The sequence below is a fragment of the Sorangium sp. So ce381 genome, from assembly GCF_051473845.1.
Lineage (GTDB): Bacteria > Myxococcota_A > Polyangia > Polyangiales > Polyangiaceae > Sorangium > Sorangium atrum.
The window spans coordinates 10,917,822-10,942,497 of sequence record NZ_CP150336.1 but is presented as its reverse complement, the minus strand read 5'-3'; the positions used below and the strand labels follow the sequence as shown (position 1 = coordinate 10,942,497).

The window sequence follows — 24,676 nt, the reverse complement described above, 5'->3', positions numbered from 1 at the left end:
GAGCGTGAACCAACGTGGATGACGTGGCCTGTCGACGCCGCGCCGCTGCGCCCGGGAGCCCGGTGGGATCGCTCACCGCCACCCCGCCAGGATCTCCTCGAAGCGCTCCAGACTGCACGGCTTCTGCAGCACCGGGCGGCTGAGATCGGACTCGCGCAACCCAGCTTTGCCATACCCCGTCAGGAAGACGAACGGGATGCCTCGCTCGCTCAGGATGTCGGCCACCGGATAGACCTTCTCGCCGGCGATGTTGACGTCGAGGCTCGCCCCGTCGATCTCGGCCGCGCGGGCCAGGCGCATCGCGTCCTTCATGTTCAGCGCCGGGCCGACCACCACACAGCCGAGGTCGGTCAGGACGTCCTCGAGGGACGAGGCGATCATGGGCTCGTCCTCGACGATGAGGACACGCAGCCCCTCCAGCCCGCGTTCGCCTCCTGGGGTCGAGCTCATCCTACGCCCACGCGCTCGAGGGGCAGGTCCATCACGCAAACCACGCCCCCAGGCAGGTAGTCGAGGCGAACCTCCGTGGCGAGCTGGCGCCCGAGGTCGCGCTCGATCAGGCGTGAACCGAAGCCCTTGCGGTGCGGCGGCCGGACCGGAGGCCCGCCCGTCTCCTGCCATTCCAGGTGGAGCAGGCGCTCGTGCGCCCGTGTGATCACGTCCCATGTGACCGCGACGCGGCCGGACGGCTGCGATAGCGCTCCGTACTTGGCCGCGTTGCTCGCCAGCTCGTGAAAGACCATGCCGAGCGTCACCGCGGCCTCCGGGCGGAGGCGGACGTCCTGGCCGGCCAGGCGGACGCGATCGGCGTCGCCATGGGCGTGCGGCGCCAGCTCGGCGCGGACGACGTCGTGGAGGTCGGCGCCCTGCCACGCTGTCTGGTTCAGGAGGTTGTGGGTCTGGGACAGGGCGAGCAACCGGGCCAGGAAGGCGTCCGTGAAGGCCCTGGGCGAGTCCGCCATGCGGAGCGTCTGCACGGCGATCGCCTGCACGATCGCCAGCGTGTTCTTCACCCGATGGTTCAGCTCGTTCATCAGGAGCTTCTGGCGCTCCTCCGCCTGCTTGCGCTCGGTCACGTCGAGCAAGAACGCCACCCCCTGGCTCTCCGATCCCTCGAACCGCGCGCCGCCGATCACCACCGGGACGCGGCCGCCGTCCTTTCGGAAAAACTCCTTCTCCTGCGGCCCGAACTCGCCCGTCGTGCGGATCTGTTCGAGCGCCAGCTGGGTGACCTCCTTGAACTCCTGCGGCGTGAGATCTGCCCAGCGGATATTCCCCGAGGTCAGGTCTTCACGGTTGTAGCCGAGCATGCCCAGGAGCGCGTCGTTCGCGTCGATGACCCTGCCGTCGACGTCCCAGACGGCGATCCCGATGATGTTGGAGTCCACGAGGCGCCGGATGCGCGCCTCTCTCTCCCTCAGCGCCAGCTCCGCCCGCCTGCGCTCGCCGTTCTCCTGCTGAAGCTGGGTGTAGAGGCGCGCGTTCTCCAGCGAGATGGCGGACTGGGAGGCCAGGAGCTCCAGCACCTCGACCCGATCCGCGGTGAAGGCGCGCGGGGTCAGGTTGTTCTCCAGATAGAGCACGCCGACCAGCGCGCCCTGCTTCACCAGGGGGAGGCAGAGCACGGAGCGGGGGCGCCGCCCGCGCACGTAGGCGTCTTCCGAGTACAGGTTAGGCACGGCGGCGTCGTCCAGGATCACGCGCTCTCGCGTGCGGACCACGTACTGGAGGATGGCGGTGGGGAGATCGCTCGAGGTGACGGGCGCCTGGCGAAGGGTGACCTCGACCCGGTCGTGCCGGGTGACGACCTCGGCCTCGATGACGTGCGCCGTGTGCGCGGCGCGCGAGGCGCTGGACGCGCGGATCAGCAGCCCCCGCTCGGCGCCCGCGTGCTCGACCGCGATCGTCAGCAGGGCCTCGATCACCCGGTCGAGGTTCAGCTCGCCAGAGACCGCCTGCGAGGCCCTGAGCATGGCCATGAAGTCGAGCCCCGGGCGCGCGCCGTGACCCACTGCGGCGGCGCGGACGTCGGCGTACCCGTCCCGCGCGAGGTCGGTCCGCCTGCGCAGCGCCTCCGGCCCGAGCGCGTGCGGAAAGTCCCTCTCGAGGCGCAGCATCGGCCGCACGGCGCCCCAGCGCCCATAGAGCCTGTGCGCCTCGGTCATGTAGGCGCGCGCGATGAAGGCCCTGCCCAGATCGAGGTAATGTCGAGCGCAGAGCTCGTTGGCCAGCGCCTCGTCGTGCAGGAAACGACCCTCCCGCGCGGCCGCGATCCCCTGATCGTAGAGGGCGCCCGCGCCGTCTCGCCGCTCGCTCCGGGCGATCTCGGCCTTCAAGATCAAGCTGCGGTGGCCGTGGCTCTCCGGGCCGAGCGCTGCCCACGACTCCACCTTGCGCGCGCACTCGCCGAGCCTCGCGAGGTACGCCGCCCTGCGCGCGGGGGCGGCGGCGCCCGCGGCCCGTGAGAAGGCCAGCCCGCCGTAGAAGTGATAACAGGGGCTCGCGTGCCACGCGGCGAGCATGCCGAGGCTGCCCGGGTCGGTGGAGCCCCACCTCTCGGCCACCTCCTCGTACGCGCCCTGGAACACGCCGGCGAGGACCTCGAAGACGTTCACGAAGTAGAGCGACGCCCGGTTGTCGATGCTGCGGGCGTCCTCGGTGACCGCGTCGATGTCGACCCACGCCCCGCGCCTCCAATCGCCCTCGTCCTGCGTGCTCAGGTGTTCGCAGAGCTGCCCGACGGCCCCGACGATCCACGTGATCGCGTTGAACTTGTCGAGCCTGCAGAGCGGCAGATACAGCCTCGCCTCCTCGATGACGTCGTGGAGGTGCTCCCCCCGGAGGAGGCCGTTCATGCTCGCGTTGCATGCGTTGTAGAAGGCCCAGATGTACTGCCCCGTCTCCACGCCGGCGTGGACGCCCTTGCGCAGGGACGCCTTCGAGCTCTCGTAGGTATCCATCCAGTGCTGGACCCACGCTCCCCACATGTTGCACAGCATGGACTCGGACTTCACGTCCGGGTGGCGCTCGTTCAGGCGGACCGCCGCCCGCCCGAACTCGTACCCCTTCTCGATGTCGCGCCTGGCGCACAGGAGCGTCCCGAAGTTCACGTAGGCGTAGATCGAGTTCCTCGAGATGCCATGCCTCAGCGAGTTCTGGAGCGCCTTCATCACCGTGATGCCGAAGTTGTTCGTTCCCAGCTGGTAGGTCGGCGAGAACATCTCCTGGAGCACGTCCTGCAGGGCGGCGATCTCGGGATCGTCGAGCGCGGGCAGATCGACCAGCGACGCGATCGGGCGGTCGCCGATCATCGCGATCGTCCGCTCCATCTCGGTCATGAGCGCGTCGTCGCCCGGATAGGGCGGCAGGTCGATGTCGTACGCCCGGAGCGCGGCGAGGCCCTCTTCCATGGCGGCGGGCAGATCGTTCTTCAGGATCTCCACGTTCATCTTCAGGCGGCGCACCTCCGTCTTGTGGAGGCGCCCCACCGCTTTATCGAAGCTCCCCGCGAGGGTGGAGAGCGCGTCGTCGTGGCGTCCGCAGAGCGATTCCAGGAGCCCCTTCTTCGTGTGGTAGGTGAAGGTCAGCTCGTAGCTGGAGGCCCACGCGTCTCCGGGCAGCATGGATATGCCATGTTCCAGGTACCTGAGGGCCGCGGTGAAGGCCGCCGACTCCTGGGCGCGCCCGGCGGCCTCCAGGTTGAGCCTGGCCGATTCCATGCGCTCCTCCGGCGCGCGGATCAGATCACCGGCGCTGTTCAGGTGATTGACGACGTCGAACAGATCGCGCCGGTCGTCGGAGCGCGGCTTGCCGAGCAGGAGCTTCCCGATCCGGTAGTGGAACGCTGGCCTGTCTCTCTCCGGGATCAGCGAGTACGCGGCCTCCTGGATCTTGTCGTGCGCGAACCGATACTGCTCGTCTGCGCTCACGATCAGGCCCTCGGCGAGGGCGTCGTCGAGGCTCGCGTACGTCTCGTCGGCGGGCCGCTCGCTGACGGTGTTCAGGACGTCCATCTCGAACGTGTTGCCGATCGCCGAGGCCAGCCGGAGCACCCGCTGCGCCGCATGCGGCAGGCGCCGGATGGTCTCCGCCATGAGGCTCAGGACGTTATCGGTGCACTCCAGCCGCTCGATCTGCCAGAGGTCCCAGCCCCAGCCGGCCGCAGGGTCGAAGACGAGCGCCTTCGTGTCGTAGAGGTGCCGCATGAACTGCTTCACGAAGAACGGGTTGCCCCCGGTCTTCTTCAGGATCGCGCACGCGAGGGCCTCGCCGCCGCCGATTTGCAGGCTGTCGTTGATGAGCTCGGTCAGGTGCGTGAGGCCGAGGGGCGCGAGGACGATGTCGCGCGCCTCGAGGCCGCCCTTCGTGAGCTGCTCCAGGGCGACGAGGAAGGGGTGGGTCGGGCTCACCTCGTTGTCGCGGTAAGCGCCGCAGAAGAAGAGCGACTCGACGTCCTCCCTCGCGAGGACGCTCGTGAGCAGGCTCAGGCTGGCCGAGTCCACCCACTGGAGATCGTCGAGGAAGATGGCCAGCGGGTGGGCGTGCCGGGCGAAGACGGACACGAAGTTGTGGAAGTAGAGGATGAAGCGGTTCTGTGCCTCGACCGGGCCGAGCGCGGGGACGGGCGGCTGCTCGCCGATGATGTGCTTGAGCGACGGGAGCACGTCGCAGATCACCTGTCCGTTGGCCCCGAGGGCGCACAGGATGGCGTCCCGCCACCGTAGGATCCGCTCCTCGCTCTCGGAGAGGAGCTGCTTGACGAGCGTGTCGAACGCGTGGACGATGGCGCTGTAGGGCGCGTCGCGGTTGTACTGATCGTACTTTCCGCTGATGTAATAGCCCTTCTCGCGCACCAGCGGCTTCAAGATCTCCTGGACCAGCGACGACTTGCCGATGCCCGAATAGCCCGAGACGAGGACGATCGTCCGCTTGCCCCGCAGCACGTCGTCGAACGCGCCGACGAGCTTCCGGATGTCGCCTTCGCGGCCGTAGAGCTTCTGGGGAAGCCGGAAGAGGTCTCTCCTGTCGTGGCGGCCAGGGCTGAACGCTCCTATCTGGCCGCTGCGCTGCCATCGCGCTCGGATCTCCTCCAGATCGGCCTTCAGCCCCTCGGCGCACTGGTAGCGGTCTTCGGCGTTCTTGCTGAGGAGCTTCATCGTGACGGCGGAGAGCGCGTCGGGCACCTCCGGGTTGAGCTCCGAGGGGGCGACGGGCGTCACGGCGATGTGCGCGTGCATCAGCTCGAGGGGGTCTGTCGCCTCGAACGGCCTTTGCCCGGCGAGCATCTCGTAGAGGACGACGCCGAACGAGTACATGTCGGTGCGGTAGTCCACGCTGCGGTTCATGCGGCCTGTCTGCTCCGGCGATGTATAGGGGAGCACCTTCGAGAGGACGCGGCGGCAATAGATCTCCTCCTTCTCGCGCGTCACGATGGAATCCACGCCGAAGCCCGTGAGCTTCACCTGACCGTCCTCTCCGAGCAGGATGTTCGGAGGCCTCACGTCGCCATGGATGAGGGCATGGCGATGGATGTCGGCCAGGGCTTCTGCCACGGGGATCAAGATGTCCAGCGACGCGCAGACGCCCAGCCTGCAGGCCGTCCTCGCGGACAGCGGGGCGCCCGGGAAATACTCGGTGACGAGCGCCAGGCCGTCCTCGTGCTCCTCGACGGCGTACACCTTGACGACCCTCGCCGAGTCGACCTGCCGTATCGCGCGGTAGGCGTGCCTGACGCGCATGATATCGCCGGCTCGAGCGTAATCGGTGTGCAGCATCTTGATCGCCACGTCGATGCCGTCGGCGTCCCGATAGGCTCGATACGTGGCGGAGCCGGGGCCCTCGCCGGTCTTCGCGGTGACGTGATACCCCTTGAGATGGGCTGTGCTCGGTCGCACCGGGAGGTGTGGCGCGCGCCCAGGCTCAACGGAGCGAGCCTGCTGGACAGCAGCTCGATCCCATGCCTCCGACGTGCCCCGCATATCGGAGGCGTTTGGGCTCACGAGTTGCCATGTCAACTGGACGGCCGAGGCCGGCGGGGCCGCCCTCGGCGCCCGCTCACATCGCGTAGCGCAGGATGATCTCGGTGAGCCCCGCCGCGAGCAGCAGCAAGAGCCCACCCACGAAGCAGACCAGCGTGAACCGGTCGTCCCGCCACCGCTGCCGGAGCGGCACGATGTCCCGCTCCGGCAGCACGACGGCCCTCAGGGTCGCGTGGATCGGCAGCCCCCCCGGCCGCATCGCGACCGCCACGTTCGGCGGCTGCGCCAGCCCCATGTTCATGAACCGCGTCACCCCCGCGCGGAGCCGGTCCCCCATGCCGGGCATCGCGCTGCCGATCGCCACGGCGCGGAGCCACGGCGCCCGCTCGAACGCGTTCGCCATCGCGATCACCCCGAAGAGCTGCCGCAGCCGCGGCATCAGCGCCCGCACCTCGGCCAGGTGCTGGAACGCCCGCGTCCGCGCCTCGGGCGCGTCCTCCGAGCTCACCCGCGCGAGGCAGGTCGACTCCAGCCGCGCGTTGAGCCCCTCGAGCTCCTGGAGGATCCGCGGCCCCGCGTTGTCCGGGCTCGTCTCGAGGGGGAGCGTGAAGCCCCAGGGCTCCTCGCGCCCGCGCTCGGCGGTCCACTGGAACACCTCGGCGAAGCCCCAGAGCGTGTCGTAGCGCGACAGCACCACGTACGTCGGCACGTCGGCGCGCAGCGCGCGGCCGACCTCGACGAGGTACGCGCGGATGCGGTTCGCGTACGCGTCGAGCCCCTGCTCGTCGAGCTCGACGAACTCCGCGATGCTCAGCACGAGCAGGATGCCGTCGATCGGCTCGCGCTCCCGCGAGCGGCGCAGCTCGTCGCAGAGCCGCGAGAGCTCGGCCGGCTCCCGCCGCGGGCCGAGCACCGACGCCTCCGGCTCGATGAAGAGCGCCTCCTTCGCCAGCCAGTAAGAGCACCGCGCCCCGGGCACGCCGATCGGGAGCTGCCCGCCGCTCGCGGGCCACGTCAGGTTCATCGAGCGGATCACCGTGGAGCGGCCCGACCCGGGCTCGCCGAGCACCAGGTAGCAGGGGACCGCGTAGATCCCCTGGCTGCTGTCCAGGTTCGCCTGCTCGACGAGCGTGTGGACGCTCGCCAGCTCGTAAACGAAGGAGCCGCTCATCGGACCCTTTGGGCGATCGTCCACGCGAGCGCGAGCGCGCCGGCGATCGCGACGAGCGACGCCAGGACCCGCCCGACAAGGACGGACCGCCAGAACGACTGGGTGGGGAGGTGCTGGACCGCGACGCCTTCGACCTGCACCGGCTTGAGCACCCCGCCCTTCCAGTCCCGATCGGGATCCACGCCGAGCTTGAGCGACAGATCGCGGCGGATCCGCAGCAGCTCGTCGGTGTTCTGCCCGGGCAGCCCGTAGCGGCCGCGGAAGCCGAGCCCGAGCACGCACGCGTACGTCGCCATCACCGGGAGCGGGCCCTTCCGGACGCGCTCCAGCCGCTCGAAGAACTCGACGCCCGCGTTGTTGGTCGTCCACCGCGACGCCTGGAGCGGGCGCTGCGCCCAGACCGGCCGCAGGTCCGGCAGCGACATGGCGATCTCGTCCGCGCAGGCGGCGATCGCGAACATCCCGTCGTCGACCGACGCGACCGGCATCTCCTGCGCGAGCCTGGACCCCTTCAGCTCCTCGAGCAGCAGGTTCGCCTGTCGCAGCACGTGATCGGCCGGCGGCCGCCGCGGGGACTGGCGGAGCATGCAGAGCCAGAGGAGCATCTCCTCACCGAAGACGCCGATGGACGTTTCCACGCGGGCGCGAGCTTACGCCAGGCGCGCACCGACCGTCGACCCGGGCGCGCGTTCCCCGTCGACGGTGGCGCCGGGCCGCGCCGTGCGCCGCGGGTGCACCGGAGCGTCGACATCCGGGGGGGGCCGTGCCTATGCTCCGCCCGCTTCTCGAGCCCCCTTCGAGAGCAGCCGGGGTCGCGCGAAGGCGACCCCCTTGAGGAGAGGTCATGTCGGAGATCCAGAGCGTCATCGCGCGCGAAGTCATCGATTCGCGCGGCAACCCCACCGTCGAAGCCGAGGTCACCACGCTGAGCGGCACGGGCCGCGCGGCCGTGCCGAGCGGCGCGTCGACCGGCGAGCACGAGGCCGTCGAACTCAGGGACGGCGACAAGAAGCGCTTCCTCGGCAAGGGCGTCCTCACCGCGGTGAAGAACATCGAGACCGTCCTCGGTCCGGCCGTCCTCGGGATGGATGCGCTCGACCAGGCCGAGCTCGACAAGGTGCTCATCCAGGCCGACGGCTCCCCCAACAAGTCGAAGCTCGGCGCCAACGCCATCCTCGCCGTCTCGATGGCCGCCGCCCGCGCCGCCGCGGACACGGTCGACCTGCCGCTCTGGCGCTACCTCGGCGGCGCCGCGGCGCGCGTCCTCCCGACGCCGCTCATGAACATCCTGAACGGCGGCGTGCACGCCGACAACGGCCTCGAGATCCAGGAGTTCATGATCGTCCCCTACGGCGCCGAGTCGTTCGCCGAGGCGCTGCGCACGGGCGCCGAGATCTTCCACACGCTGAAGGGCCTGCTCAAGAAGGACGGCATGGTCACGGCCGTCGGCGACGAGGGCGGCTTCGCCCCGCGCCTCCCGTCGAACCGGGCGGCGCTCGAGTACGTCGTGCGCGCCATCGAGGCCGCCGGCCACCGCCCGGGCGAGGACGTCGGCGTCGCGCTCGACTCGGCGCTCAGCGAGTTCTACGACGCGAAGACCGAGCGGTACACCTTCGACAAGCAGTCGAAGACCCGCGAGGAGATCGTCGCCATCTACGACGAGCTCGCGAAGGCGTTCCCGATCGTGTCCATCGAGGATGGCGTCGCCGAGAACGACGAGAAGGGCTGGCGCCTGCTCACCGAGCGCCTCGGCAAGAAGGTCCAGCTCGTCGGCGACGACCTCTTCGTGACGAACCCTGCGCGCCTCGCGAAGGGCATCGAGGACGGCCTCGCCAACGCCATCCTCATCAAGCTGAACCAGATCGGCACCGTCACCGAGACGCTCGACTGCATCCGCCAGGCGGCCGAGGGCGGCTACCGGTCGATCATCTCCCACCGCTCGGGCGAGACCGAGGACACGTTCATCGCCGACCTCGCGGTCGCGACGAACGCGGGCCAGATCAAGACCGGCTCCGCGTCCCGCTCGGATCGCGTCGCGAAGTACAACCAGCTGCTCCGGATCTCGTACGCGCTCGGCGACGGCCAGGTCTTCGCCGGCCGCGCGCCGTTCCGCCGCCCCGGGGCGAAGCGCTCCAGCTAGTCCCACCCGCCAGGAGTCCGGCCAGGGTGGCCGGGCTCCTGCGCGGGTCGCCGCGCCCTCGCGCTGGCGTTCCTTGCTTTATTTGCTGGGGGATTCCCCTGCGCTCCGCGCCCCGGCGTCCGTGGTCGCGGCGGCGAGACGCCCCGCGCGGCGCTGACCGCGCCGTCGGGGTCGACCTTGCAGCGCTACCAGCGGTCGCGCCCGCCGCCGCCGCGGCCACCGCCGCGCCCGCCGCCGCCGCCTCCACGGCCGCCGCCGCCGCCACCCCCGCGGAAGCCACCGCCGCCGCCGCCGCCGCCGCCGGGGCCGCCGGTGCGCTCGCGCGCCTCGTTGACCGTCAGGGTACGGCCGTCGAGGTCCTTGCCGTGCAGCGCGTTGATGGCCGCCTGCGCCTGGGCATCGCTCACCTCGACGAACCCGAACCCGCGCGACTGCCCGGTCATGCGGTCCGTCATCAACTGAATCGAGAGCACCTCGACGCCGGCCCCTTCGAACGCGGTGCGCAGGCTGTCTTCCGTCGAATGGAACGCCAGGTTCCCCACATAAAGCCGCTTGCTCATGTCTGCCGCCAATCCCGTTGCACGATCCCCGCTTCCCTCGCGGACGGCCCGGATCGTGCCGCGGACCGCACGCGAAAACGCTCCCCGACGACCGGCCGTCACCCCACGTTCGGACGAGGCAACCACGTTGCAGCAGGCGGCCGGATCAGAGGTCGAGGACGAACGAGCCTTGAGGCGCTCCGGAAGCTACCGGCCGGCGACGGGGTACGCAAGGTATTCCCCCAGGCTGGCCGCGTCTGCCTGTTCATGACCGCGACCGAGCGCCGAGCGCCGAGCGTCGCCGCCGCCCGCCGCCCGCCGCCCGCCGCCCGACGCGCGGCGGGCGACGGCGCGCACCCGCGTCGGGATACGGCGTGCGCCTCGTGCCGCGATGCTCCGTGCGATGTGGACGAACAGGGCTCCGGGCCCTCTTCCAACCGTTCGTGCTTGAAGGCCCGGCGAGCCGGCCGCCAGATCGGCATGGTACCTTGCCTGTTCGGAGCTCGACCCGGAGGTCAGATCATGATGCCACGCGTGTTCTCGCCGGGGGCAGCCCCGCGCACGGTGAATCGAGGGGCGCTCCTCCTCGCCCTGGCGACGGCGATCGCGGCCTCCGCGGCGGCGTGCTCCTCGGGCGACGGCGCCGGCGCGACCTCGAGCTCGGGCGGGGCGCAGGGCGGCGGCGGCTCTTCGGGCAGCGGCGCCGTGGAGGGGCTCGTCTCGCTGCGCGTCGAGCCGGGCGCCGCCTCGGTCGCGCTCGCCTACGGCGAGTCCGCCGCCGTGCAGCTCGCGGCGATCGGCCGCTTCCAGGACGGCTCCGAGCGCGACGTCACGGCGCAGGTCAGCTGGGGGACCAGCGACCTCTTCGCCCGCGTGGACGCCGGCGAGCTCACGACCGCCTCGCCCGGCCGCGTCCGGGTGATCGCCGCCGACGGGCCCCTCACGGCGAGCGCCGACGTCACCGTGAAGCTCGCCGGCACCGTCGCGCTGCCCGGAGCTCCCCCCGGCGCGAGCGCCGCGCTCGACGGCGCGCCCGAGGCGGCGAGCGCCCCCGCGATCGCCTATCCCCTCGACGGCGCGCTCTTCCCGTCGAACATCGGCGAGGTCGAGGTCCACGTGCGCAAGGGCAGCGCCGGGCAGCGCGTGGGCCGGATCGAGATCGTGGGTGATCTCATCGATCTGAGGTTGGTCGGCGCCTGCGAGCCGCTGCCGGACGAAGGCGGGTGCGCGATGGCGCTCCCCGCGGAGGTGGTCCCGATGCTCGTGCGCACGAGCGACGGCGAGGTGATGGAGACGCGCGTCCGCCTCGCCGCCGAGGACGGGGCCGAGCTCGGGGAGAGCGCGGCCATCGACGTCCGGTGGGCGAGCGCGGCGCTCTCCGGCGGCCTGTACTACTGGCGCACCGACGGGACCACGCTCCAGTCGGCCGCCATCTACCGCTACGATCTCGACGACGCGGCGAGCCCGCCCGAGCTGTTCTGGGAGAACGAGCAGTCGCCGCCGCTGGCGAACGGGCAGGAGATGCCCTGCATGGGCTGCCACGCCCTCGCGCAGGCCGGCGACAAGATGGCGCTCACCTTCGGCGGCAGCGGCCCGTCCTCGTTCGCGCTGGTGGACGTTGCGACCGCGGACATCATCGCCCTCCGCAACACCGACGCCGCCGGATTCGCCACGATGACCACGTTCTCGCCGGACGGCGAGCTCATGGTCAACGCCTTCCGCGGCGCGCTGACGCTCCGCCGCGCGGACGAGACGCTCGAGGCGCTCGGCGATCTGTTCGCGCCGACGACCGACGAGGGCGAGCGGCTGACGCAGCCGTTCTGGTCGCCGGACGGCAAGCACCTCGCCTTCGTCGCGTGGCAGCCGGGGGAGAACGGCGCGGGCGACGAGCTCTACGGCGACACGGTCCGGGGCGCGCAGATCCTCATCGCGGGCTCGGACGGGGCGGGCGCGTTCGAGGCGCCGCGGGCCCTCGTGCCGCGCGCGCAGGACAGGAGCCATTACTATCCTGCCATCTCGGACGACGGCGCCTTCGTCGTGTTCAACACGTCGCGTTGCGACGGGCCGCCCGGCAACGGGCCTTACGGCAACGACCCGTGCGACACCTATGACGACAACTCCGCGCGGCTCCAGATCATCCCGGTCGACGGGGGCGCGCCCGTCGATCTCGCCCGGGCGAACGGCGATGACACCTGGGCGAACTCGTGGCCGCGCTTCGGGCCGAGCCACGACACCTACCGTGGCAAGAACCTTTACTGGGTCGCGTTCTCGTCGCGGCGCCCCTACGGCCTGCGCCTCGCCGGGTCGAGCGACGGCACGACCACGCCGCAGCTCTGGTTCGCGGCCGTGACGCTCTCGCCGGGAGCGGCGCAGGGCGGCGACCCGAGCTTCGCGCCGGTGTGGATGCCCCGGCAGAACGACGACATGGCCCATCCGACCGGCAACCATATCCCGCAATGGGCCGAGAAGGCGCTCCCCGTGCCGCAGTGAGCGAGGCAGGAGAGGGGCTCGCCGCCGGGCCTGCCGCTCAGGCGGCGCGCGCGGCGGCCACGGCGGCGCGGGGCTGCACGACGCCGAAGCCCTGCCGCTCCGCCGCGATGCCGGGCAGCCCGCGCGCGGTCTTCATCAGGATGCGCCGGCATTGCTGCGGGGAGAGGCGCGGGTTCGCCTCCAGCATCTGCGCCACGACGCTGCTCACGATCGGCGCGGCGAAGCTCGTCCCGTCCACGTGTTTGTAATGGCCGGAGATCACCTTCTGATCGCGCAGCTTGGCCGCCGCGAGCTGGCGCACGAGGTACGGCTCGCGGCCGGCGATGGCGTCGAGGTCCGGATCGACGCACGCGTGCTCGACGAGCAGCCCGGGCAGCTCCTCGTCCAGGGCGCTGTCGAGCATCGAGAGGAGCTGCGCCTGCGCCGCGGTCGGCGTCCCGGGCAGGATGGGCGCCGCCAGCCAGATCGCCGGCGCGATGATCTCCGGCTTCTGCAGCCCGTCGAGGGTGAGGCCGTACGAAGAGTGGTAGTTCCACGTCTGCTCTCCTGCGCCGCCGTCGTCGAGCCCCCCGACGGCGATGACGCTCGGCGCGCTCGCCGGCGGCAGGACGCGGTGCCCCGGGTCGTGCCCTGCGTTGCCCGCGGCGGCCACGACGACGATGCCGTGCCGGGTCGCCTCGTCCGCGGCGCGCGACAGGCTCCCGGTCAGGTACGACTCCTCGTAATCGCCTCCGCAGGAGATGTTGAGCACACGGATCCCGTACTGCTCGCGGTGCGCGATCGCCCATTCGATGCCGCGCCGGATGTCGTCGTGGACGATGCGGTGGGCGAAGCCGACCTTGACCAGCACGAGGTTCGCCTCCCAGGCGAGCCCGCGGAAGCGCCCGTCGGAGAGCGCGCCGTTCCCGGCGGCGACCACCGAGGTCATCATGCCGTGCCACGACGAGGTGTCCCCGTGCTCGAGCGCCGACGGCCCCGCCTCGGGCGCGAAGAGATCGTGGTAGGCGAGGACGCGGTTCCGGGGCGTCGTGAGGTCCGGGTGGGCGTAAAAGCCGGAGTCGAGAAAGGCGATGGTGACGCCGCGGCCGGCGTAGCCAGGATCCGCGTGGAGCCGGTCCGCGATGGGCAGGATACGCCTGGGGTCGAGGTCGCTCGGAGGCATGGGCGGGACACTATTTCACCGTTCCGCCGCCCCCGCCCGCGGGAACTCCGCGCGAGCCCGCCCGCTCGTCCGGCGGACGCATGCAGCGCGCCGTCTGGACGGGCGCGCGCCGCTCCGGCAGGCTCGGGCGCATGAGGTCGTTCATCGCGACGATGGTGTATGAGCTCCACCCGGACACGCCGCCGGAAGCGAGGAAGCTCCTGCGGGCGCACCTCGTCGGCAGGCGCTGGCAGGACAGGCACGAGGGCGCGGCGATGCCGTCGACGGCGGTCTGGATCCGCCGCTCCGCGGAGGATCACGAGACGACCGACGACCTGCACGCCGCGTGCGCGCGCGACCTCGGCGACGCGGTGGCCGCCGTGGCGCGGGCGGGGCGGTCGATCCAGGTGGTGCGCGCGTGGATCCAGGTCAGCGGCGCAGGGACGTACGGGCTCGTCACGGTGCCGAGGCCGGCGGACGGCTGAGCGCGCGGCGGGAGGCGCGCTCGGCCGCGGCGCTTCGGATAGGCTTGGTGGCTCGAAGGGAGGCGACGACGGCTCGGCGCGCGCCCCTCGCCGGCGTCAGTTGACCTGGATGCCGCAGTTGAGGAACTCGATCGAGGTGTCGATCCGGAAGTGGGAGTCGGTCACGTGGCGCTCGGCAAAGAAGAAGTCGAGCTGATACGTCTTCCCGATCTCGAGCCCGAGCTCGTCGAGGTCGACGACCTCGAGCTCCTCGGCGTGGATGCCCCCGAGGTCGACCACCTTCTTCCCGTTGATGAACGTGAAGACGTCGTCGTCGCCGGCGAACGTGAACTGCTCGCCGCCCTTGTACTGGAAGCCCATGTGCATCTCGAAGGTGAAATGGTAGTTGTGCGGCCGCCCCTCGTTGCCGTACAGCGCCTCGTCGATCGGGAAGAACTCCCGGTTGTTGTACGTCCACACGCCGTCGCCTTCGGGGTCCTCGAACTGCAGCGTGAGGTTCATCGGCATGTTCACGCCCTCGGTGTCGCGGAACCACACGTCGAAGTTCTCCTTGCCGGTCGTGGTCCTGGTGCCGTCGGCCGCGCCGGCATAGACGGGTTTCAGGTCCTCTCCGAGGGTGTCCGTGACGATCATGTGATCGTCGCAGTTGACGCACTTGCCCTCGTCTTGCGGCTCCATGTCGGGGTGCGCCTCCTGGAAGTCGCGCACCCGGCCGGTGAACTTGCCGTCGCACGACTTGCCGGTTTCCTGGTCGTCCCCGGGGTTCCCGCCGACACCGCTGCTGCCGACGCTGGGGTTGACCGAGCCGAAGCTGTCATCGTAGCCGCCCGTCCCGGTGGGCCCGCCGGTCCCGCCGGGCCCGCCGGTCGTCCCGCCGGGCCCAGCTGCCTGCGACGACGTATCGCCTCCGCTGCTGTTCCCCTGATTGTCCACCGCGCTGCACGCACTCAGCACACCCATAAGCGCAAGCGCCGCCACGCACCCAGCCGTCTTTTTCATCGCCAACCTCGTGTTAAGAACGCCGTCCCAAGACCCCTGCGGCAAATTAGCATGATAACGTCCTCCCGGCGGGCTGACGTGGTGCGTTATCTGGTGGAATTGCACCCGGCAAATGTGCCTATTCTTTTGATGGTGCTGACATTTTCTTTCGACGGTGTTCGTCGGACGAGTCATGGCGCACAGGCGCCCCGGGAGCGGGGAGCACGTCAATTCGGCGATACCGACGCTTCGGCCACCCGGCGTCCGCCGGCCGACTCCCGAGCTGGCGTCCGCCGGCCGACTCCCGAGCTGACGGCCACAACCATGTTCCCCTCGGCTGCGCCGGCGACCCTCGCCCGCCGCGCGAGGCGTCTTTCGCGGCGGTGGGATCTCCAGCCACGTCGTTTCGTCCACGGCGCGGGTCGTTCGTGGTTTGGGCCACGTCGCCGGAGCGGCTGCGCCGGCACGAGGGGCTCGACTTCCGGGCACGCTCGGGTTACGCGAGGACCGCTCGTCACGGACTCGGAAGAGACGCAGGTGCGCAGTGGACCACGAGACGCGGAGCGATATCGAGCCCGGCTCCAGCGACGCTGATGCGCGGGAGGCTCGCCACGCCGCCGAGGCGAGCCCGGTGCCTGTCCCGTGGACGGAGCCGCTGCCCCGGCGATCGACCGGCGCCGGCGCCGGCCAGGCGGTCTGTCCAGTCTGCCTCGAGCGCATCGCCGCCGGGGTCGCCCTCTGCCCCGAGTGCGGGGAGCCGCCCGACGCGCCCAGGCGGCCAGCGACGGCGCCTTCGATCCCCGATGCCCCCAAGGACGCGAGCTGGCTCGCCCTCCACTGGCGCCCGCTCGTCACGATCGGCGCGATCCTGGGGCTCATCAGCACCGGCGGCGCGCTCCGCTACCTGGCGCCCCACCGGTTCGCGCCGTCCAGGGCCGCGTCGCCTGTCGCTCCCCCGGCCCCGGTGTGCGGGGCGCCGTGCTGGAGCGGCGAGTCGTGCCAGCTCGGCCGCTGCGTCTGGCAGCGCCCGAACGACGTCGGCCACCTGGCCGACGCGCACGCGCCCTCGATCGCCGGGCCCTTCTCGCTCCCCAAGGACGCGCTCGACGCGCTCCCGCTCGACCGCGACCGCTTCGTGGTCGCGCTGTCCGCCGGCCTGGAGGTGCGCAGCTCCCGGACCGGCGAGGCGCTGAGCCTCGTCTCCGAGGCGCCCCACGTCCGGCGCCTGCACCGCGTGGGCGACGTCGTTTACGCCACCGCGCCCTCGCGCATCTACGTGATCGACGCCGCCACGACGCGGCTGCTCAAGACGATCGAGCTCGGCGAGGCCGTGGGCGACATCCAGGTCGGCGCCTCGGGCCGGCGCGCGCTCGCCTCGCTGCCGGCGGCGCACGCGGTGGCGATCCTCGCGACCGAGTACCACGCCGAGATCGAGCGCATCCAGTTCGGCGACGACGCCGTGGGCCCCGTGGCCGTGGACGACAGCGGCAGCCGGGCGATCACGACGACGGGCCAGCTCCCGCTGCCCGGCCAGCGCGAGCCGGCGGGCGGCGTCGCCTATCCGTTCGACCCGAGCCGGCTCGGCTCGGAGCAGGATCGCGTGCGCACCTCGATGGTGGGCAACCCGGCGAGCGCGCTCATGATCCCCGACGGCTCGGCGGGCTTCGTGGCCCTCCGGGCCGAGAACACCCTGGTGCCGCTCACCTGGCTCCCGTCGGGCGCGGTCCGGCAGGAGGCGCGCATCACGACGTGCCGGGAGCCGGAGCAGATCGCGCTCGTCCGGAGCGACCGGCGCGCGATCGTGCGGTGCAACGAGGGGCGGGCGATCCAGGTCTTCGATCTGTCGAAGCGCGAGCTGCTCCGCGCCGTCACGTTCCCCGGCCGCGCGCTCGACATGGCCGTCGCTCCGGACGGGGCGCAGGCGGTCGTCGCGCTGAGCGGCGACGGGGCGGGCTCGGTGGCCCTGGTCGATCTGAAGAGCTACGCGGCGAAGGTCCACCCGCTCGGCGGCGAGCCGACGCGGGTCCGCCTCGCCCCGGACGGCGGCTCGGCGCTCGCGCTCGGCGATCGCGCCAAGGTCGCATGGGTGCTGCAATGAGCGAGCGTCGCGTCCCGTGCCCGAGCTGCGGCGCGCGGATCGTCGAGGGGGCGCGCAAGTGCCGCGCCTGCAAGGGGTGGCTCGGCGAGGGCCACCGCGGCTCCGTGGGGTCGCTCTCCGGCCGCGAGCCGCGCCTGGCGCGGGCCGCGGTGACCGTGGCGAGCGGCGTCGCGGCCGTGATCATCGCCACCCTGACCAGCCTGAAGTCGCCCGTCGGGGAGGCGCCGCCGCTGACCGCGCTCGCGCCGGAGGGCGCCGCCTCGCGCGCCGCGCGCGACACGCCTGACGACGCGCCGGATCCCGCGGCGTTCGGCCCCGACGCCGCCGAGCCCGCGCCGCCCCCGGCGGAGCAGAAGGGCCGCTGGCGTGCCCGCGAGTTCCGGATCGGGGACGTGCACCCGCTCGACGTGGTCTTCAACCCGAGCGGCGCGTCGATCTACGTCAGCGCCGACGACGCCTCGCTGCGCGAGTACAAGCTCCAGAGCGGCGAGCTCATCCACAAGGCGTCGATGCCGGCGCAGGGCGACCACATCCGGCTCCTGTTCGACCGCTACGTCGCGGTGCTGCGGCACGAGGACGCCGCGCGGATCCCGGTGATGGACACGACCGCGTGGGATCGCGATCCGGTCCTGCTCGACGTCGGCCGGACGCCGGGCGACATCGTGGCGCTGCCGGACGGCAGGACGGTGGTCGCGGCGACGACGGACACGAAGCGCGTGACGAAGTTCGAGCTGCCGACGGGGGTGCGGCTCGCGAACATCACGCTCCCGCACGCCACGGGGCAGCTGTTCCTCGTGCAGGCCGAGGGGCGCCCCTACATCGCGGCGCTCGGCGCGCTGACGCACGCGGGCCGGCCGGCGGGCGCGTGGATCGACCTGTTCGATCCGAGCGAGTCGCCGTTCGGCGCGACCCGGCGGAGCATCGCGGTCGGGCGCGAGCCGCGCGAGGGCGACATCACGAGGGACGGCGGCGCCGTGTTCTTCCCTGATCGGCTGTCCAACACGGCGATCCTGCTGAGCGTCGCCGGGGTGACCGAGACGAGGAAGACGCCCGTCGGCGTCGGGCCGACCGCGGGCTTTCTGCTCGACGAGGACCGGTACGGCATCACGCTCAACGCCGAGGCGCGGACCGCGAGCGTCATCGACCTGTCGACGATGGAGGTGAAGAGCACGCTCCCGCTCCGCGGGGTGCCGCTGACGGGCGTGACGTCGCCCGACCGGAAGACGCTCTTCGTGGCGCTCGGCGGGACCCAGTGGCCGCCTGTCGGCAGCGGCGTCGCGGTCATCGCGGGCGACCCGCCGCGGGTCGTCGCGTCGCTGCCCACGGGCAAGGGCGCGTGCGCCGTGGCGGTCTCGAAGGACGGCGCGCGGGCGGTTGTCGCGTCGTACTGGGACCGGTCGATCACGGTGCTCGAGCAGTAAGCCCGGCCGCGGCGGCGGGCGGCGCTCGGCGCGGAGCGCGCCCGTAGCTCCTCTGGAGGGCCGGCGTGTGACTCCGAGGTTCCGCGGCGCGCGGGTGACGGACATCTCCGGCGCCGGCCCGCCCGTCCGGTGATCCCGCGGCCCGAGCAGCCGACCGATCGCTTCATGAATCCCCTCCTGCCGGGCGCCGGCCGCCCAGGGACGAGCGCAGCGGGGTTGTCGTGGTATCGATACGATATCGATACGGGAGGGACCTGACGTTGGTACGATCGCGGGAGCATGGGGCCGGCGGCGCGGTGTCCGGCGGGAGCCGCGCGCGCGCGCGCAGGCCGATCGTGTGGCTGAGTCCCCTCGGGGCGGCACACGGGCTCGGCAATTCGGGGTTTGCCGACGATACCGATGTTCCACCCGGCCGACCGGCGCCGGCGCTTCGAGGCGTGTCGTCCTCGTGAGGCTGCCCGAGGAGATGCGCGCTCCCTGCCTATACACGATCTCCGGGACCCTCCACGAGGGCGGCAGAACTCGCCTGCTTCGCGCGGTCCGGAACGCCGATGGCCGGCCGGTGATCTTGAAGGTCATCGACCCGAGGAGCGGCTGCTCGCAGGACATCGAGCGCCTCCGGCGCGAGTACACGATCGGCAAGACGCTCCGCCACGAGGCCTTCGTCGAGCCGCTCGCCCTGGAGACGTTCGAGGGGCTGCCGGCGCTCGTCATGGAGGATTTCGGCGGCGAGTCGCTCGATCGCCTCATCGTCATCGACGCGCCCATGAGCGCCGGGCGGTTCCTCGAGCTCGCGGTCCGCCTCGTCACCTGCGTGGCGGAGCTCCACCAGCGGGACATCCTCCACAAGGACCTCAAGCCCCAGAACATCCTCGTCAACGCGACCACTGGCGAGGTGAAGCTCGCCGACTTCGGTCTTGCCTCCCGGCTCCCGCGCGAGCAGCCCCCGGTGGGGACTCCCCGGCTCATCGAAGGCTCCTTGCCGTACCTGTCTCCGGAGCAGACGGGGCGAATGAACCGGGCGGTCGACTGCCGCGCAGATCTCTATGCGGTCGGCGTCACATTCTACCAGATGCTCACGGGGCGCCTGCCGTTCGAGGCGCGGGATCCGCTCGAGTGGGTGCATTGCCACGTCGCCCTCGCCCCGCCGCCTCCCTCCGCGGTCGTCCCGGGGGTGCCCGAGGTCCTCTCGGCGATCGTCCTGAAGCTCCTCGCCAAGATGGCGGAGGATCGCTACCAGACCGCCCGCGGCCTCAGGCACGACCTCGAGCGGTGCCTCTCGCAGCACCGAGCGTGCGGCAGGATCGAGCCGTTCTCCCTGGGCGAGCGCGACGTCTCCGGCCGCGTCCAGCTCCCGCAGAAGCTCTACGGCCGCGAGCGCGAGGTGAGCGCCCTGCGGCGCGCGTTCGAGCGCGTCGCGGACACGGGAGCCCCCGAGCTCGTCCTGGTCTCCGGCTATTCCGGCAGCGGAAAGTCGGCCCTGGTCCACGAGCTCTGCAAGCCGATCATCCGGGAACGAGCCCTGTTTCTTTCGGGGAAGTTCGAACGATGCAAACGCGGCGTCCCTCACTTCACGCTCGTCCAGGCCTTCCGGGAGATCGTGTGCGAGATCCTCGCCGAGCCGGAGGACCGGATCGCGGCCTTCCGGCAGCGGCTGCTCGACGCGCTCGGGCCCAACGGACAGCTCATCGTGGACGTCATCCCGCAGCTCGAGCTCGTCATCGGTCGGCAACCGCAGGTCCCTGAGCTCCCGCTGGCCGAGGCGCAGCACCGGTTCCGCGTCGTGTTCCGGAGCTTCATCGGGGCGTTCGCCCGGAAGGAGCACCCGCTCGTGCTCTTCCTCGACGATCTCCAGTGGACCAACCCCGCGAGCCTCGGGCTCCTCCAGGATCTGGTGACCCACCCCGAGGTGCGCCACCTCCTCTTCGTCGGCGCGTACCGCGACAACGAGGTGACGCCCTCGCACCCGCTCATGGTGGCGCTCGACAAGGCGCGAAAGGACGGCGCGCGCGTCTCGGACATCGTGCTCGGCCCGCTCTCCCGGGAGCAGCTGGGCGCGCTCGTCGGCGACGCGCTCCGCTGCCGCAGCGAGGACGCCGCGCAGCTCTCGGCCCTCGTCCACGAGAAGACGGCCGGCAACCCCTTCTTCGCGATCCAGTTCCTCACCGCGCTGCACGAGGAGCGGCTCATCGAGCTCGACGACCGCGCCGAGATCTTTCGATGGGACGTGGCGAAGATCCGCCAAAAGGGCTTCACGGACAACGTGATCGACCTGATGGTCGGCAAGCTCGTGCGGCTCCCTCCGGGCACCCAGGAGTCGCTGAAGCACCTCGCCTGTCTCGGAAGCACCGCCGACGTCGACCTCCTCGCGATGGTCCGCGGAAGATCGGTGGAGGAGACACACGCGGACCTCTGGGATGCCGTCCGCGCGGGGCTGGTCCTGCGCAGGGACGTCTCGTACAGGTTCCTCCATGACCGGGTCCAGGAGGCCGCCTATTCGCTCATCCCCGAAGACGAGCGGCCGGCGATGCACCTCGGAGTCGGCCGGCTGCTCGCGTCGCGCGCGGCGCCGGAGGAGGTCGAGGAGAAGATCTTCGAGATCGTCAATCAGCTCGACCGCGGCGCTCCGCTGATCAGCTCACGGGCGGAGCGCGAGCGGGTGGCCGAGCTCAACCTCATCGCGGGCAAGCGGGCCAGGGGGTCGAACGCCTGCGCTCTGGCGCTGAGGTATCTCGCCGTCGGCAGGGCGCTGCTCCCGGAGGATTGCTGGGAGCGACGGTACGAGCTCACCTTCGAGCTCGAGCTCCATCGGGCCGAGTGCGAGTACCTCACCGGCGATCTCTCGTCGGCCGAGGAGCGGCTCTCGGCGCTCTCGCGCCGCGCCGCGAGCCTCGTCGATCTGGGCTCCGTCACGTGCGTGCGCCTCGGCCTCTACACGACCATGGACCGCAGCGATCGCGGCGTCGACGTGGGCCTCGACTACCTCCGCCGCGTCGGCATCGCGTGGTCGCCGCACCCCACGGACGAGGAGGTACGGAAGGAATACGAGCGAGTCTGGGAGCTGCTCGGGAGCCGTCCGGTCGAGGATCTCATCGACTCACCTCGGATGACGGACCCGGAGTGCCGCGCGATTCTCGAGGTCCTGACCCACGCGCAGTCGCCGGCCCTGTTCACGGACGCGAACCTGAATTGCCTCGTCGTGACGCGCATGACGAACCTCAGCCTCCAGCATGGCAATAGCGACGCATCATGCCTCGCGTACACCTGGTTCGGCATGCTCCTCGGGCCGCGCTTCGGCGATTACCGCATGGCCTACCGGTTCGCCAGGCTCGGCCTCGACCTGCTGGAGCGCCGCGGGGCCCTGCGCTTCAAATCCCGCGTCTACCTGGGCTTCGGGCACCGGGTCAACCCGTGGGTGAGGCACATGCGCACCGGCGTCGAGCTCCTGCGACGGGGCTTCGAGGCGGGGCAGGAGACCGGGGACCTCACGTATGCGTCGTACAACAAGAGCTGCCTGATCACGATCCTCCTCGCCGCGGGAGAGCCCCTCTGCGAGGTGCAGAGAGAGGCCGAGCGCGCGCTCGACTTCGTGCAGCGGGCGCGGTTCGGCCTCGAGGTCGACATCGTCACCGCGCAGCTCAGGCTCATCCGGGCCCTCCGGGGCCTCTTGCCCGATCCCTCCTCGTTCAACGACGCCGACTTCGACGAGCGCCGGTTCGAGCAGCGCCTGGAGGGCGATCCGCGCCTCGCGATCGCCGCCTGCTGGTACTGGATACGCAAGCTGCAAGCGCGCTTCCACGCGGGCGATCTCGACGGCTCGCTCGAGGCCGCCGAGAAGGCGCGGCCGCTCCTCTGGACGTCCGGCTCGTTCTTCGAGGTGGCCGAGTACCACTTCTATGGAGCGCTCGTGCGTGCGGCGCGCTGCCGCGCGGCGGTCGCCGCCGAGCGGCGCCTGCACCTCGAGGCGCTCGCCGCCCACCAGAGGCAGATCGACACCTGGGCGGAGAGCTGCCCCGAGAACTTCGGCGACCGGGCGGCGCTGATCGGCGCCGAGATCGCGCGCCTCCGCGGCGCATGGGACGACGCGGCCCAGCTCTACGAGCAGGCGATCGGCGCTGCGCGCGCGAGCGGCTTCGTCCACGACGAGGCGCTGGCCTACGAGATCGCGTCGGGGTTCTACCGCGAGCGACGGTTCGAGCTGATCGCCGACACCTACCTCCGCGAGGCCCGCGCCTGCTATGTCCGCTGGGGGGCGGACGGCAAGGTCCGGCACATCGATCAGCAGAATCCGCGTCTCTGGGACGCGAGGCCGCTCGCCCCGACCGCCTCCTTTGCAACGCGGTTCGAGCAGCTCGATCAGCTCTCGATGGTCAAGGCGTCCCAGACCATCTCGGGCGAGATCGTCCTCGACAAGCTCCTGAGGACGCTGCTCACGGTGGTCCTCGAGCAGGGCGGCGCGCAGCGAGCTTGTCTCGTCCTGTATCAGGACGAGCGCCTCTCCATCGGAGCCGAGGCCATCCTGGAGGAGAGCGGGGAGGTGAAGACCCTCCTCCCGTGCTCTTCGGAAGGCGCTCCACAGCGCGTCCCCATGTCGCTCGTCCGTTACGCGCAACGAACGAAGGAGCGCGTCATCCTGAGTCCTACCGAGGCTTTCGCCGGCAAGTTCTCCGGCGACGAGTACTTCGCGCGGCACAAGCCCAGATCGGTCCTCTGCATGCCCATCCTGAGGCAGGCGGAGGTGGCAGGCCTGCTCTATCTCGAGAACGACCTCCTCGCCGGCGCGTTCCCGCCGGAGCGGCTCACCGCCCTGTCGCTGCTCGCCGCGCAGGCCGCGATTTCCCTGGAGAACGCGCGGCTTCTCTCCAAGGAACACGCCGCGAGGACCGGGGCCGAGGCGGCGGAGCGGCGTGCGGCCTTCCTGGCCGAGGCCGGGGAGATCCTCTCCGGGTCGCTCGATTACGAGGAGACGCTGGCGCGTGTCGCGCGGCTCGCGGTGCGATCGCTCTGCGACTGGTGCATCACCGACGTCGTTGAAGGCGAGCAGATCCGGCGAAGCATCTGGGCGCACACGGATCCTGCGAAGGAACCGCTGCTCGAGCAGCTACGGCGGCGGTATTCTCCTGCCCTGGACTCGCCCCATCCGGCGGCCAGGGCGCTGCGGTGTGGTGAGCCGCTGCTGATATCCGGGTGCTGCGAGGAAGAGCTCCGGAAATACTGCGAAGACGACGAGCATGCGAGGCTCATCCGCGAGCTCGGGGTGCAGAGCGCCATCGCGGTGCCGCTCATGGCGCGGGGACGGCCGATCGGGGCGCTGAGCGTCGTTTCGTCCGCGCCGGGGCGCCGCTACGGGGAGGCCGACCTGGAGCTCGTCCGGCACGTGGCGCACAGGGCCGCGCTCGCGATCGACAATGCGCGGCTGTACCGCGTTGCCCAGGAGGCCATCCGCATGCGGGACGAGTTCCTGACCGTGGCGACGCACGAGCTCAACACGCCGATGACGTCGCTCACGCTCTCGCTCGAGGCCATGGATCGGAGCCTTCGCTCGGGTCGGCCCTGCGACGAGCCGGCGATGGGCAGGCAGGTCGACCGCGCGCTGCGGCAGGCCATGCGCCTGGCCCGCCTGAACAGCGAGCTCCTCGAGGTCTCGAGGATCGACACGGATCGGGTCTCGCTCGACGTCGCGGAGGTCGACCTCGGTGCGGTCGTGCGCGACGTGATCGCGCGGTTCGAGCTCGATCTGGCGCGCGCCGGGTGCTCGGTCTCGCTGAGGACCAGCGGCCGGAACGTGGGCCTCTGGGATCGCTCCCGCGTCGACCAGATTGTCACGAACCTCGTCGCCAACGCGATCAAGTTCGGCGCGGGCAAGCCCATCGAGATCGTGCTCGGCGAGGAGGCCGGGACAACGCGGTTGTCCGTGAAGGATCACGGGATCGGCGTCGACCCGGCGCGCCAGGAGCGGATCTTCGATCGCTTCGAGCGCGCCGTGTCCGACCGGCATTACGGCGGGCTGGGGCTAGGCCTTTACATCAGCCGCCAGATCGCGCAGGCGCACGGCGGCTCGATCCGTGTCGAGAGCGCGCCCGGCGCCGGCGCCACGTTCACCGTCGAGCTCCCCGGCGCTGGAGCGCCGGTGTCGCCGCGCGCGCCGGCTTTCTCGAACGATTCGATAGGATCATGCGCCTCAGGGAGGCAGCTCAGGCAGTGACGTCTTGGGATCGTTCGATCCGCCATAACG

General features: G+C 71.1%; 13 protein-coding genes. 6 read left to right on the top strand and 7 right to left on the bottom strand.

Translation table 11 applies throughout. From position 1 onward, the window contains the following. Positions 1–72: 72 nt before the first annotated feature. The 4 genes from WMF29_RS41040 to WMF29_RS41025 form a co-directional block, all read right to left on the bottom strand. Positions 73–450, bottom strand: coding sequence for a response regulator (locus WMF29_RS41040; RefSeq protein ID WP_437325522.1), 378 nt, complete (start codon positions 448–450; stop codon positions 73–75). Then, positions 447–5,894, bottom strand: coding sequence for an AAA family ATPase (locus WMF29_RS41035; RefSeq protein WP_437325521.1), 5,448 nt, complete (start codon positions 5,892–5,894; stop codon positions 447–449). Before WMF29_RS41035 ends, WMF29_RS41040 begins: the two co-directional genes overlap by 4 nt. Positions 5,895–6,054: 160 nt before the next feature. Further along, on the bottom strand, positions 6,055–7,149 hold the full coding sequence (locus tag WMF29_RS41030; protein ID WP_437325520.1) for a type VI secretion system protein: 1,095 nt from the start codon (positions 7,147–7,149) through the stop codon (positions 6,055–6,057). Next, positions 7,146–7,787, bottom strand: coding sequence for a DotU family type IV/VI secretion system protein (locus WMF29_RS41025; RefSeq protein ID WP_437325519.1), 642 nt, complete (start codon positions 7,785–7,787; stop codon positions 7,146–7,148). The genes WMF29_RS41030 and WMF29_RS41025 overlap by 4 nt, the downstream gene beginning before the upstream one ends. 206 nt (positions 7,788–7,993) lie before the next feature. Here WMF29_RS41025 and eno point away from each other — a divergent pair, with 206 nt between their 5' ends. Then, on the top strand, positions 7,994–9,289 hold the full coding sequence (gene eno, locus WMF29_RS41020; RefSeq protein WP_437325518.1) for a phosphopyruvate hydratase: 1,296 nt from the start codon (positions 7,994–7,996) through the stop codon (positions 9,287–9,289). A gap of 185 nt (positions 9,290–9,474) precedes the next feature. Here eno and WMF29_RS41015 read toward each other — a convergent pair whose 3' ends face one another. Continuing rightward, on the bottom strand, positions 9,475–9,849 hold the full coding sequence (locus WMF29_RS41015; protein ID WP_437325517.1) for an RNA recognition motif domain-containing protein: 375 nt from the start codon (positions 9,847–9,849) through the stop codon (positions 9,475–9,477). A gap of 501 nt (positions 9,850–10,350) precedes the next feature. Between WMF29_RS41015 and WMF29_RS41010 the strand changes: the two genes are divergently transcribed. Continuing rightward, the gene (locus WMF29_RS41010) at positions 10,351–12,318 is read left to right on the top strand and encodes a TolB family protein (protein WP_437325516.1); all 1,968 of its coding nucleotides are present in this window, start codon (positions 10,351–10,353) and stop codon (positions 12,316–12,318) included. Between the two features lie 37 nt (positions 12,319–12,355). Here the strand turns inward: WMF29_RS41010 and WMF29_RS41005 are convergent, their stop codons facing one another. Beyond that, positions 12,356–13,480, bottom strand: coding sequence for a S8 family serine peptidase (locus WMF29_RS41005; protein ID WP_437325515.1), 1,125 nt, complete (start codon positions 13,478–13,480; stop codon positions 12,356–12,358). Between the two features lie 131 nt (positions 13,481–13,611). Here WMF29_RS41005 and WMF29_RS41000 point away from each other — a divergent pair, with 131 nt between their 5' ends. Then, positions 13,612–13,944 (top strand): hypothetical protein, encoded by a 333-nt coding sequence (locus tag WMF29_RS41000; protein WP_437325514.1) that lies wholly within the window; start codon positions 13,612–13,614, stop codon positions 13,942–13,944. A 96-nt stretch (positions 13,945–14,040) separates the two neighbouring features. Here the strand turns inward: WMF29_RS41000 and WMF29_RS40995 are convergent, their stop codons facing one another. After that, complete coding sequence (locus WMF29_RS40995; RefSeq protein ID WP_437325513.1) at positions 14,041–14,904, bottom strand: fibro-slime domain-containing protein; 864 nt, start codon at positions 14,902–14,904, stop codon at positions 14,041–14,043. 562 nt (positions 14,905–15,466) lie between these two features. Here WMF29_RS40995 and WMF29_RS40990 point away from each other — a divergent pair. From WMF29_RS40990 to WMF29_RS40980, 3 genes are all read left to right on the top strand, one after another. Next, positions 15,467–17,020 carry a YncE family protein gene (locus WMF29_RS40990; RefSeq protein WP_437325512.1) on the top strand — a complete coding sequence of 518 codons (1,554 nt, stop codon included), beginning with the start codon at positions 15,467–15,469 and terminating at the stop codon, positions 17,018–17,020. Further along, positions 17,017–18,441: a YncE family protein gene (locus WMF29_RS40985; protein ID WP_272102349.1), complete on the top strand. Its 1,425-nt coding sequence runs from the start codon at positions 17,017–17,019 to the stop codon at positions 18,439–18,441. The genes WMF29_RS40990 and WMF29_RS40985 overlap by 4 nt, the downstream gene beginning before the upstream one ends. 466 nt (positions 18,442–18,907) lie before the next feature. Then, positions 18,908–24,646, top strand: a complete 5,739-nt coding sequence (locus tag WMF29_RS40980; RefSeq protein ID WP_437331217.1) for an AAA family ATPase — start codon at positions 18,908–18,910, stop codon at positions 24,644–24,646. The last annotated feature ends 30 nt before the right edge of the window (positions 24,647–24,676 follow it).

Bases quoted from the DNA above. Each gene is read 5' to 3' on its own strand.
- WMF29_RS41040 (WP_437325522.1), bottom strand. From the start codon at position 450: ATGAGCTCGACCCCAGGAGGCGAACGCGGGCTGGAGGGGCTGCGTGTC.
- WMF29_RS41030 (WP_437325520.1), bottom strand. From the start codon at position 7,149: ATGAGCGGCTCCTTCGTTTACGAGCTGGCGAGCGTCCACACGCTCGTC.
- eno (WP_437325518.1), top strand. From the start codon at position 7,994: ATGTCGGAGATCCAGAGCGTCATCGCGCGCGAAGTCATCGATTCGCGC.
- WMF29_RS41015 (WP_437325517.1), bottom strand. From the start codon at position 9,849: ATGAGCAAGCGGCTTTATGTGGGGAACCTGGCGTTCCATTCGACGGAA.
- WMF29_RS41010 (WP_437325516.1), top strand. From the start codon at position 10,351: ATGATGCCACGCGTGTTCTCGCCGGGGGCAGCCCCGCGCACGGTGAAT.
- WMF29_RS41005 (WP_437325515.1), bottom strand. From the start codon at position 13,480: ATGCCTCCGAGCGACCTCGACCCCAGGCGTATCCTGCCCATCGCGGAC.
- WMF29_RS41000 (WP_437325514.1), top strand. From the start codon at position 13,612: ATGAGGTCGTTCATCGCGACGATGGTGTATGAGCTCCACCCGGACACG.
- WMF29_RS40995 (WP_437325513.1), bottom strand. From the start codon at position 14,904: ATGGGTGTGCTGAGTGCGTGCAGCGCGGTGGACAATCAGGGGAACAGC.
- WMF29_RS40985 (WP_272102349.1), top strand. From the start codon at position 17,017: ATGAGCGAGCGTCGCGTCCCGTGCCCGAGCTGCGGCGCGCGGATCGTC.
- WMF29_RS40980 (WP_437331217.1), top strand. From the start codon at position 18,908: ATGCGCGCTCCCTGCCTATACACGATCTCCGGGACCCTCCACGAGGGC.